The sequence below is a fragment of the Bacillus sp. DE0042 genome (assembly GCF_007680225.1).
In the GTDB taxonomy this organism is placed as follows: Bacteria; Bacillota; Bacilli; order Bacillales; family Bacillaceae_G; genus Bacillus_A; species Bacillus_A wiedmannii.
Genome location: NZ_VEJP01000001.1, coordinates 1812508 through 1825022 on the forward strand (window position 1 = coordinate 1812508; position 12515 = coordinate 1825022).

Here is a 12515-nt window from a genome sequence, read left to right on the forward strand (position 1 = left end):
TCCTTCCCTCATTTATTAAAATAAACTCAACTGCACAATACTATCCATCTTCTCTTCTTCTTTGTTAATCTCTAAAATCCTTTGCCCCATTCGCTCTACCAAATTAACGACTAAAGCATTTCCCATACAAAAGTATCTATTTCTTTGTGGCATCCCCGTATTCGTCCAATCCATCGGGAAACCATTTAACAGTTCACATTCAGCTGGTGTTAAATATCTTAGTCTTTTTGTATAAGGATCTTCAATAACATGGGAACTTCTATTACATGTTCCTTCACTTGTTAACATTGTACGACCAGGCTTATCTAAATCATCAGGGAATGCCATTCCTCCCTCAGAGTAGAAATATTTATGCCCCGTCGCCTTTGATACTCTTTCTTCTTTTTTAGGACCTTTAAGGTACTTAAGTTCCTCAAATTCCGTTCTTCCCTTTTTGTTAATCTTATCTATTTTCAAATAGTATGATTCATCCGCAGGGCCAAATTCATCATATACTTTCTTAACTATCTCACCTAATGTCTCAGGAGTCGCAGTTACTGGCACTACTTCTTCCGTATATACTTGTCCATTTATCATTACACCTGAATTATAGTATTCGGCATTAAATGTATCAGAAACTTCCACGATATCGATTGGCAATGTGAATTGCCCTCTTTTTTTATTTTCCTTTGGTGCTTCAAGTACATTAAACACTGGCGCGAAAAATCCCTTTTCACATAATATTTCTAACGATTCCATTTTGCTCTGGATGGACGAAAAATGGGATTCATTTAGATAAGCAAAGATAAATACTCTTCGCCTTCTTTGTGAATATCCATAATCTGCAGCGTTAATAACTCTCCATTCAACTGCATACCCTGCATCTCTAAAACTTGCCAGCATAATAGAAAAATCACGACCTCTTTGTTTTGCTGGTGACTTCAATAATCTATCTACATTCTCTAACAAAACAAATCTTGGCTTACGAGAATTAACTATGTTCATTATCTCCCAAAAAAGAACACCTTTTTTCCCTTGTATTCCTTTTTCATTTGATAAAGTACGTGCTACAGAATAGTCTTGGCAAGGAAAGCCTCCTACTAATAAATCATGCTCAGGTATTTCCGGCCAAGCTTCAGCTATATCTCTATTTACATGTATTCCTTTATTTTCAAAGCGAGTTGCATAACAATTAAATGCATGTTGTGCTTTAGTTGAGGGTTCCCATTGGTTTCCCCAAAGAACGTCAAAGTTTTTGTTTGCTTCCAGTCCTAATCTAAAACCTCCTACTCCCGCAAAAAGTTCTACTACTTTCACCATAAATACACGAACATCCTTTCGGTATTTTATTTATCTATGCTTCATTATAATAAAAAGTGAGGAAAAGATCAACTATAACATTTCAAGAACCATACTTTTTTACAATTCCTTATTTTGGCTTGTAACAATTAAGAAAACAGTTCGCTACTATATCAATATTATAAAGGAAGAAACTTCCCTTGAACAGATCCAATATAACTGTTATCTAATAAAACAAATCGTCTTTTCCTTCTTATAAATTTTACTTATATAAAATTGAAACAGCTTTTTATTATAGCATAACTTTAATATGTATTGTTTAAAATCATACAACGCAGCACTGGATACAGAAAGGAGATTATTATGGATTACACTACAATAGAAGAACTAATGAAAAAAGCACATGAGGCTGAAGGAAAAACATTTGGTGAAATCGATACAACTGACCGACTCGCAAACGCAAAATCAAAAGGCGGATTAGGTCAAGTAATTGAGGAGAGCTTTTTCGGATATGAAATAAATTCAAACGCAGAAGCTGACTTTAAACACCTTGGTATTGAACTCAAAGTAACTGCATTTAAACAAAATAAAAACGGTTCATTATCAGCCAAAGAGCGGCTAGTCTTAAATATTATCAACTATATGGAAGAAGTTCATACACACTTTGAAACATCAAGCTTTTGGAAGAAAAACGAAAAACTATTATTAATGTTCTATGAATGGGTACCTGGTGTAGACCGTAAAGATTTTCACATTACAAAAAGTCTTTTATTCACCTATCCTGAAGCTGATTTAGAAATAATTAGACAAGACTGGGAAACCATCGTAAATAAAATTCGTGCCGGCAAAGCACATGAATTATCTGAAGGTGATACAAACTATTTAGGAGCTTGCACTAAGGGTTCCAATAAAAATTCACTTCGCTCACAACCGCATTCTGAAATTCCAGCAATGCAAAGAGCTTTTTCGTTAAAGCCTTCTTATATGACAGCACTAGTTCGCAGGTATCACCTAAACGAAGAACTAGTAAGTTTTACAACAACAAATGAACTAAAAGGAAAATCTTTAGAAGAAATCCTTTATTCAAAATTTGAAAATTACATAGGCTTAACTGATCAAGAAATCGCTCAAAAATTATCTATTGATTACAAACCTAAAACCAAAAGCTTTGTTCCATTATTAGTAAGCTCTTTACTTGGTATTAAAGGAACTCGACTCGATAAAATTGAAGAATTTGCGAAAGCTAATATAGAATTTAAAACAGTCCGTTTAGAACCCAACGGAAAACCCGAGCAAAGCATGTCATTTGAAACAATTGATTTTCATCAATGGACAAACGAATCATGGGAAGAAAGCGAAATTAGAGAACGTTTCTATCAAACCAAGTTTTTATTCGTGATTTTTGAATTTAAACAAACAAAAAAAGAAAATCCAAATCGTAAACTCTACTTTAAAGGGATTAAACTTTGGAACATGCCTGCCCCTACAATAGAAAAAGAAATACGTGAACTATGGGAAGAAGTTAATAAAGTAATACATGAGGGTATTCAAATTGAATATAAAAAACGTGGTGACAAAGTCGTTGAAGCAAATAACCTACCAAAAATAAACTTCAACGGTGTCGCGCATATTAGACCAAAAGCCCGTAACGGTGCTGATAAAGTAACTTTACCCGATGGTCAGTATATTACAAAGCAGTGTTATTGGTTGAATAACTCTTATATCGCCCAAATCATTAACAAAACGAATAAATAATTACCTTTCTCATTAACAAAAATGGATTAAAGCTAGATAGTATATAAAAACTTACCTAGCTTTAATCCATTAAATATGTATCATTAAAATTAACACATATTATATACAATATTTAATAATACTTCCATCTATGCGGAATCAGTTATTTCTTCATTTTCACTTAAAATACTTCTGATAATCCTCTTCATTTTTAAATTCAATCGGCCCTACATCCATTCGAAACTTCCCGTTCTCGTACAACAGTGGTGAAGCCTCTGAATGGTCTTTTGAGTAGCTTTCTACATGTGAAATTTTCATCTCATTTGAATTCGTGAAATCAATATGAGCAATACACACCCAATAAGCATGGTCATTTATTTCTAATAATGGTGCTGTTACAACGCTTCCCATATGATTATCGACAACAGCTTTAGCCTTCATAGAATAGAAACTACCTATTCCATTTCCGACAGCACTATATGCAGCAAATAAAACATATTTTAAAGATTCTGGTCGGTAAATACGAATTGTTTCTTTTCCTGGCTCTTGCGAATCACCATCTAACACAATATATGGCGAGACTTTAGACGAACCTAGATTTTTATAATAAACCTTTCCTATTTCTCCATTAGTTGTTACGTAAAAACAGTATAAGTCTAAATCTTTATTTGTTTCCCATTCTAAAGTAGCTGTTACCATTTTAGATTTTTGTATATTTATAGATTGTTTTTTCTTCAATTCAACCTTCACTGCATTAATAGTTTTTTGTACTGGAGGCGGAGTAGGAACTATTTTCTTCTCTACAGGAGGAGCAAATTGTTTTTCATCTTCTGCGATTTCTATTCCAAAATTTGTACACAATGCAGCTAATCCACCAAAATAGCCAGCTCCAATAGGATTGAACTTCCATCCTCCCCCATGTCGATACAGCTCTCCAACAATAATGGCACTCTCATCTGTAAATGGATGTGTGATAGGAAAATGAATAATTTCTAATCCTGATTGTGCGTTGCTTATTTTCAATTGAATATGCGAAACATCTCGTAGCGCCTGTTTCTTCTCTTCGGCATTATAAATTGTAATCGAAAATACAATCTTTTGTACGTCATCTTTTATATGAGTAAAATCTACCGAAAATCTTTGTTTATTTCCATTTGTTTCATTTTGATCCAATTGAACAGATTGACAACTAGAATAAGGTTGTCCATAGAAAACGAAATCTTCTTCTTTAGTAATTTTCCCATTAAAACCTACTAAAAAAGCTGATGCATCTACATCCATATTCATCGGGGCATCCCAATTTAAATCTACCAGTACTCCTCTAATTCCCGGATGATTCTTTGTGACGTCTATCTTTTGTCCCCTTACTAAAGTATGTATCATCATAATTCCCCCGTCCTACACCTTTAATGTTTTATCATTCAGTTCAATTATACTCCTCTTTAGATTTTCAAAGATACCCTCAAGATATTTCGTTCCTTAATACTTGTCCAAAGGAAGGTTTATCATAACTTCCAGCATGAATGTATAAATGCTCAGATGATCTTGTCATGCCTACATATAATAGCTTACGTAGTTTAATATCATTTTGTTCAAGCTGCATTCTCTCAAACTTATCCACATCAACTAAAAAGACAATTGGTGCCTCAAGACCTTTTGATGAATGATACGTTGTTATAATTAAATGTCCTTCAGTAATATTTTTTGTAACTTTTACTTTTTGACGTATCTCACGATTTAATTTCTTTTGTATATTCTCACAATCTTTTCTTTCTCTACACAAAATTAATATATCTTCTGGCTTATAGCCCTTGCGCTTAATAAGCTCGTAGACTTTATTACTAATATCTTCATACGATCCTTCAATAAAACTAACTCCATCTTTCATTTCATTCTCAAAAGATAGTTCGCTCATTGGACAATAAAATTTATTTACTTCCTCTTCCAATTTCTTTTCTTGTTTCAAGAAATTAAGGGCTAAATCTATATGTTGACTACCGGCACGATAAGATTTCTTTAATAAAGAGCTTCTCCCGCGCATATCAATACCTAAGCTCTTCCAACTATGATCTGAGTTGTTATAGATGCTCTGTAGTCTATCTCCTGCTAAAAATAAATTTATCCCCGTAACAGTTTCCTTTTGATTATTAACATACGTATGTTCTTTACACGACTTCACACATAATCGAATCCAATCATCTAGAAAGTCTTGGTATTCGTCCACTAAAACAGCATCATATGATGATTGAGCTCGCTGTATAGCTACTTCCGGCAATTCTTCATTCCACCACTTCACTGTATTTTTTTGGGGTACACATATACTTGCTGTATCTAGCGCAAATTTATGAAAAGTGCTAACATCTATATTCTCCAAGCGCACATTCATAAAGGCAAGATCAGCTGCTAAAGAATTCAATTTGTTCTCAATTTTTGTTTTTAACGACCTATTATACGTTAATATTTTTATTTTCCATTCTGGATGTTCACGTACTAGATGAATTGCACGAGCTAGCAATAAAACCGTTTTCCCACTACCCGGAACTCCAGTTACCATATAGTGACCGTATGGTACACGCTTCGCGAAACGCTCTTGCTCTGCATCTAGTGCTGTAATTAATTCTTTTGTACTGATTTGATTATCACTACAACTAACCTTAATTTCTGGAAATAATAGTGTTCGTATTGCAATAATTTCATCTTCTTCTACGAAACTAAATTCATTTTTAAATAATTGATTTATATTTACTGTACTTAACATGTCAGATGAAATACACTGCGCTGGTGGCTGATTAAATACTTGATCTAATCCACTCTCTTCAATCTTATTAGAATGAAGATACGGAAATATAACATTAGTATGTAATTTAAACTTTAATTCGTTCCGTTCATTTTTTAAAATATCGTGCAACCTAAATAACCTCTGTGCTGCAGTATGGTATAAGTTAGCTTTACTAAATGGATTATCTACCTGTTTTCCATCTGCTAAATCTATTTTTCTTCTATCTGCTCTATTAATATAAGAAAGTTCCCAATCTTTCACTTCAAAGATTGTTACACCTCTTTGTGAATCAATTAAAATAAAATCAGGTTCTAAATGTCTAATTCTTGGCTGAATATATAAGTACGCTTCTCGCTCCACGTCTTTATATAAAGAGCGAATCTTTTCAAGCACTCTTCTTTCACCTGGAGTCAAGCTTGGCAAATCATTCGGTATAATGTGTAAACCCACAAGAATCCCCTCTTTTTTCATATTATGCGTGTATTTCATTTATATAAATTAAATATAAATATATACAAATAAACGAGTTACAATAATAAAAAATGATCAACAGTTCTCTTTTACTATTAAAAATATTATTACACGCCATTCTCATTTTAAATTATATACTAAAATATAAGTTTTCTGGATTATTTTTCTATATCCAAAACAAAAAGACACTTTTCATAGTGCCTTTTCCATAAGTCTATACCTGACCTTTTGTATCACTAATTTCTCTTTTCTCGTTTGCCCTGACTAATTAACTTAATAAGTTTCTCTCTATTAATTAATACAACTCGATTCACTTTAGCGAGTTTGTATGCTGCAGCTGTAAATTCACTATTTGTAACAACCCATGTTTCATCAGCTTTATAAAATTCTTTTGCACCAACAATCTCCTGAACAGATTTAATTCCAACGTTATTCTTATAGCGTTTTGCCTGTACAATAATTCTTTTATCATTTTTTCTCAAAATTAAATCTGCACCAAAATCGTTAGATGCTTTAGTAATCTCTGTTTTATAACCCAAAGCAGGAAATAGACTTCCTAAATATTTTTCAAACTGGTGTCCGCTCATTTTATCAATATCATAAATTCCTGATTGTCGAAGTTCTCTTAGCTTTTTTACATTCACATACATATATAATAATATAATTGCTGCCGATACCATTACTATCGGTACTAAAAATTCCGGTTTCCACAACACCCCGAAAAACGTAATAACTAGTAAAGATCCCAATATTGATTCATCTTGCTTCTTCTTTCGCTTAGCCATCTTAACTCCTTTTCACTCATAAACCATAATAATTACTTTAATAACCTATATAAAATATCCCACCTAAAATAACTAATGCTATAGCACCTTTAATGATAGGTAGCATATCATCTGGTATATAAGATCTAATAATTACTAGCAGGGTACATACAACAAATATGACACCAAGGAGTATCCACCCATCCCAAAGTACTTCTTTTAGTGATTCTGGTAACTCTATATTATTAACATCCATTTTATTTCCCTTTCTATCTTAACTTATAAAATTATAATAACGCATTATTTTTATAAAAGGAAATATTTATATTAAGACATTTCCAACTACATAATCTATGTTTAAATTTTTAAATACACATGCTAAGAACGATATCGATATTTTATAAGTACAAAGTACCAAAATTACTTATCTCCTCTATCTCCACCAACCATCTCTCCATACCATCCATAACTCTCCTCAAGAAACACCCTACTCTCCCCACTCCCCTTATAAAAACTCTCCCAACCCCGCTCCCTCAAAATCCCCTTCCAACTATCACTCTCCACCATCCTTCTAATCACATCATCCCAATAAGCAACCTCTTCCTCCGTCATATCTTTCGGGCCCATAATTCCTTTCCAGTGCTGGAAGATGACGTCGATTCCTTGTTCTTTCCATGTTGGGATTTCTGGTAGGCGGTCTAGTCGTTTTGGTGCGGATACGGCTAGTATTTTTATTTTGCCGGCTTTGTATTGTTTTTCGGCTTCGGATAGGGTCATGGTTGCGGCGCTGATTTGTTTGTTCGTTAGGGCGTTTATGATTTTTTCTTTGTTTTCGTAGACGAAGAATTGTAGTTCGGCAGGGTTTATGCCGAATGCTTTGCTTACTTGTACGAAGGATAAGTGATCGTCGTTTCCTAGGCCGGGGGCAACGCCGATTTTGAAGTTATTCTTGTCTTGTTTGAGTTGTTCCATTAGTTGTTTTGCGTTATCTATGTTTGATTCTTTTGATACGACAACGACTTCCCAGTCCGATGCGAGTGTTGCGAGTGGTGTGAAGTCTTTATATGTCAGTTTACTGTGGCCTAGTAGGTTGTTCGTTATGAGTAAGCTTGAGTTAATCGCCAGTACGTGACCACCTTTTTGTTTCGTATATTTCCATCCGACGTCACCGCTACCACCTACTTTGTTTGTGACAGTGATTGGTTTCGTGAAGATTTTTTCTTCTGTTAGCGTTTTTTGCATCGCTCGCGCCGTTAAGTCCCATCCTGCTCCTTGAACGTTTGGTGCAACGATTTCTACTTCTTCTATTTTCACTTTATTCGTGTGGGTTTTCTCTACGGAACAACCAGCTATTACTCCTGTCATGATCCATATACATAGTAATAATCGTTTTTTCATAGTCCTCGTCCTATGCGATATTTTCGTTCTGGTCGTCCGATAATGCCGTATGTGTACTCTACTGTGCATTCGTTTATCGCTACTAAGTATTCTAAATATCTTCTTGCGGTTGTTCTGGAGGCACCCATTTGTTCTCCCATTTCTTCTATTGTAATGCCCGCTTCGAATCCTTTTATAATCCCTTTCACTTTTTGCAATGTTAACGGATCGACACCTGTCGGTAAGTTTTTCATGTCTTGTGTTTGCGAAATGCCGAAGAAGTTATCAATGAGTGTTTGATTCACTTCATTGTTACTATGTAATAATTGTTTCTTTCTTTTATAGTCTTCAATTGTGCGAACGAATTTTTCTAACGTGACCGGTTTTATAAGGTAGTTGCTTACGCCGTTTCGAATTGCTTTTTCTAACATATGGTTTTCATTTGCCGCAGTAACCATAATGACATCAACGTTTGGAAAATCAGCATGGATTTTTGGCAATAAGTCTGTGCCGATTCCGTCTGGTAAATAATTATCTAATAGAAGTAAATCGATTTCTTCCCCTTGTAGTAGTTCCATCGTTTCTTTCGCGTTCAATGCTTTTCCAATCACTTTTACGTTCTTTATTTTTAATAAAAACTCTTCCTGAATTTGCGCGACGCGGAAATCATCTTCTGCAATTGCAACCTTCAACATATGCCCATCCCCCTGTTTGTCTTGTACTTTCTCTCAATGTTTTCGGAAGGTAAATTGTAAAAATAGCTCCCCCGTTTTTCTCGTTTTGAATTTCAATTGTTCCCCCTAGTAGATCTACCATTTCTTTTACGTTTGCTAGTCCGTAACCACGATCATTCCCTTTCGTTGAAAATCCTTTTTGAAAAATGGTCGTAATTTTTTCTGCCGGTATCCCTGTTCCACTATCTATCACTTCAAACACAATGTCGTGCCCAATATCCGTAACAAAGAAAGAAACATTCTTCTCCTCTTGTGTACTCACCGCATCAAACGCATTGTCGATTATATTTCCAAGGATCGTAATAAGGTGCGAAACTTTTATATGGTCTGGTAACGGATGAAGTGCACTATCTCCTTCAATATGAAAATCAATTTTCTTCTCAGACGCTGTTCCGATTTTCCCTAATAAAATAGCTTGTACTTTCGCATCATGAATTTGGTGGAATAAAATATGGTTTTGGCTTTGATGAATGTTAGATTCTTGCTGAATAAATTCAATTGCTTCTTTGTAGTGCCCTAACTGAAGTAATCCCGATAAAACGAAAAGTTTATTTGTAAATTCATGTGTTTGAGCACGTAAGTCCTCAGAATACTTTCTTACCTCAGATATTGTGTTCACAAGGTTTTGCAGTTCTGTTTTATCTCTAAAACTACATACAACGCCTACCGTACTATTATTTTCAAGTATCGGCGTCATGTTTAAAATAAACACTTTATCTTGAAACGCGATTTCTTGATCGTTTTCTAGCACTCTTTCCATATTAAATTCCGGTAAAACTTTTGAAATGTGCTGCTGCATATAATCACCATTTACATGAAGCATCTCTTCTGCCGAAGTGTTCATCATCGTAATAAAACCGTTTTGATCAATAGCGATAATTCCTTCTTTTATAGATAGTAGTATCGCGCTTCGTTCCCGGTATAACGCCGCAATTTCATTCGGCTCTAAACCGAGCGTATCTTTCCGAACGCTACGTGCTAAAAGAATGCCGCCAACAATGCCGGCTACTAATACAGCTAAGGAAAAGAGTATAATTTCTTTCGTTCTGCTCAGTATGTTAGATTTGATACCTTTTATTAAAAACTCTACTGTCACAACACCTACGACTTGATCGTAGTCTCCGTTATGAACAATTATGGGCGCTTTCGCCATTAAAGCCGGACCACTTTCCCCATTTCCTTCGAGCGTATAGTATCCTCCAAAAGTAAGTGCTTCATAGTTATATGGATTGTTACTCTTTGTGCCAATTAACTCCGAATTAGAATGGGAATACATCACCCCATAACGATCTTCTATAATGACATAATCTGCACCAGCTTGCTCACGAACTTGTTCCGCAATGGATTGAATGGTACTTTTATGCTCGTTATGTTGAAAAGCATCTTTTATAGCAGGCATAAAAGAAAGAGATTTAGCTGTTTGCAGTGCTAACTGCTCCACTTGGCGCTTCGTATCAACGGACTGAATGTAAACAAATATTCCCGCTAATAGGAGAACGACAAATAAAATTAACGCGATAATTAAGCTTACTATTTTCGTTTGTAATGACACTTTGCGTGATTTCTTCATGCCTCATATCCTTTGATAAAATATTCAAAACTATCAATCTCCTTTTTCTATTATTATGACAAAACTAATAATGAAGCAACTATTAAAACTCTCCATGTACATAAAGTACAAAAAGAATAAAATTGTCATAATATTGAGATTTTATTCTATAGACAGTACAATTCAACTACAATAAAAACGATTTCATATTTAACTTTTATTTCTAAGCAAGAGGAGGAATTATTATGGCTCAAGCAAAATCAAATCGAGTCGCCGGAAATATTTTCAAAGGTTCAGTCGGCAATTTAATTGAATGGTATGACTGGTACGTTTACTCTGCTTTCGCTGTTTATTTTTCAGCAGAGTTCTTTCCTAAAGGAGATCCAACGAGCCAGTTACTGAACACAGCAGCTATTTTTGCAGTTGGTTTTTTAATGCGCCCTATCGGCAGTTTATTAATGGGACGCTATGCGGATCGGCACGGACGCCGGGCAGCATTAACGCTTTCGATTACGGTTATGGCCGGTGGTTCTTTAATTATCGCCTGTACACCTAGTTACGAAAGCATTGGTATTATGGCACCAATTATTTTAGTTCTTGCCCGTTTACTGCAAGGATTATCACTCGGCGGAGAGTACGGAACTTCCGCAACGTATTTATCTGAAATGGCTAGTAGTGGTCGCCGAGGCTTTTATTCAAGCTTCCAATATGTAACGCTCGTTGCTGGGCAAATGGTTGCGTTAGGCGTTCAAATTGTTCTTCAGCAATTACTAAGCGAACCAGATATGAAAGCTTGGGGCTGGCGCATTCCGTTCATTATTGGAGCGATGGGTGCAGTAGCTGTATTATGGCTTCGTCGCACGATGGATGAATCGGAGCAATTCGCAAACATAAAATCACAAAAACGCGAAAGTGCAGGAACTGTTCGCGCGCTTATGAAACACCCGAAAGCAGTATTAACAGTAGTCGGCCTAACATTAGGAGGTACTGTCGCATTCTACACGTACACAACATATTTACAAAAATTCATGGTAAACACAGTCGGTCTTCCGAAAGAAGTTGTAAGTTGGATTAACTTTGTCGCACTACTTATTTTCGTCGTACTTCAACCAATTGCGGGGCTATTATCCGATAAAATTGGACGCCGCCCATTATTAATGGCATTCGGTATTCTCGGAACGTTACTAACAGCACCGATCTTCTTCTTTATGGAAAAAACGACAGAACCAATGGTAGCATTCTTACTCATGATGGTCGGCCTTATTATCGTTACTGGTTACACTTCCATTAACGCAATTGTAAAAGCAGAACTCTTCCCAACTGAAATTCGCGCACTTGGCGTAGGTTTACCATATGCACTAACTGTTGCGATATTTGGCGGAACAGCTGAGTTCATCGCACTATGGCTAAAGAGTATCGGGATGGAATCACTATTCTACTTCTATGTAGCTGGATGTATCGCTATCAGCTTTATCACATATTGGCGTATGGATGAGTCATCGAAGACTTCGCAGATTGAGGCGGAGCTTGGTGGCGGGGATACATTAGTTAATAATAAGTCTAGTTAAAAGTATATATTCTATGATCTTCGTTTATCTGAAAAAACATAATTCATTAATATGCAATTTAAAAACCTCTACTTATATGTAGAGGTTTTTGTATGACGAAAAAACACGTAGTTCCATTGTTATTTCACAAATCCCAAATTCTTCCTTATCTTAAAGTGGAACAAATTTATTACTTAGAGTGTCTAATAAGTGTATTTCTAATATGAGTTGTCCAGATTGGATACAACATATCCCGTTTGACATCTATTTTTATGTATTATA

The 12515-nt window shown here is 35.2% G+C and carries 10 protein-coding genes; 2 read left to right on the forward strand and 8 right to left on the reverse strand.

Annotation, left to right across the window (positions count from 1 at the left end):
* Positions 1-15: 15 nt before the first annotated feature.
* A complete protein-coding gene (gene dcm / locus FS802_RS09205; RefSeq protein ID WP_098706592.1) occupies positions 16-1299 on the reverse strand; it encodes a DNA (cytosine-5-)-methyltransferase in 1284 nt (427 codons plus the stop codon).
* A 342-nt stretch (positions 1300-1641) separates the two neighbouring features.
* On the opposite strand from dcm, the gene FS802_RS09210 reads away from it, so the two are divergent.
* Positions 1642-3033 carry a Sau3AI family type II restriction endonuclease gene (locus FS802_RS09210; RefSeq protein WP_098706593.1) on the forward strand — a complete coding sequence of 464 codons (1392 nt, stop codon included), beginning with the start codon at positions 1642-1644 and terminating at the stop codon, positions 3031-3033.
* A 156-nt stretch (positions 3034-3189) separates the two neighbouring features.
* On the opposite strand, the gene FS802_RS09215 is transcribed toward FS802_RS09210, so the two are convergent.
* From FS802_RS09215 to FS802_RS09245, 7 genes are all read right to left on the reverse strand, one after another.
* Complete coding sequence (locus FS802_RS09215; protein ID WP_144524974.1) at positions 3190-4395, reverse strand: TerD family protein; 1206 nt, start codon at positions 4393-4395, stop codon at positions 3190-3192.
* Between the two features lie 79 nt (positions 4396-4474).
* Positions 4475-6241, reverse strand: coding sequence for a UvrD-helicase domain-containing protein (locus FS802_RS09220; RefSeq protein ID WP_098720335.1), 1767 nt, complete (start codon positions 6239-6241; stop codon positions 4475-4477).
* A 257-nt stretch (positions 6242-6498) separates the two neighbouring features.
* The gene (locus FS802_RS09225; protein WP_050000889.1) at positions 6499-7047 is read right to left on the reverse strand and encodes a restriction endonuclease; all 549 of its coding nucleotides are present in this window, start codon (positions 7045-7047) and stop codon (positions 6499-6501) included.
* A gap of 37 nt (positions 7048-7084) precedes the next feature.
* Entirely contained in the window at positions 7085-7282 is a 198-nt protein-coding gene (locus FS802_RS09230; RefSeq protein WP_000383009.1) for a hypothetical protein, read from the reverse strand.
* A 164-nt stretch (positions 7283-7446) separates the two neighbouring features.
* A complete protein-coding gene (locus FS802_RS09235; RefSeq protein ID WP_142336904.1) occupies positions 7447-8424 on the reverse strand; it encodes a tripartite tricarboxylate transporter substrate binding protein in 978 nt (325 codons plus the stop codon).
* A complete protein-coding gene (locus FS802_RS09240; RefSeq protein ID WP_098720333.1) occupies positions 8421-9098 on the reverse strand; it encodes a response regulator in 678 nt (225 codons plus the stop codon). The genes FS802_RS09235 and FS802_RS09240 overlap by 4 nt, the downstream gene beginning before the upstream one ends.
* Positions 9070-10707 carry an ATP-binding protein gene (locus tag FS802_RS09245; protein ID WP_098655228.1) on the reverse strand — a complete coding sequence of 546 codons (1638 nt, stop codon included), beginning with the start codon at positions 10705-10707 and terminating at the stop codon, positions 9070-9072. The genes FS802_RS09240 and FS802_RS09245 overlap by 29 nt, the downstream gene beginning before the upstream one ends.
* 224 nt (positions 10708-10931) lie before the next feature.
* Here FS802_RS09245 and FS802_RS09250 point away from each other — a divergent pair, with 224 nt between their 5' ends.
* Complete coding sequence (locus tag FS802_RS09250; RefSeq protein ID WP_085309481.1) at positions 10932-12254, forward strand: MFS transporter; 1323 nt, start codon at positions 10932-10934, stop codon at positions 12252-12254.
* Positions 12255-12515: the final 261 nt, after the last annotated feature.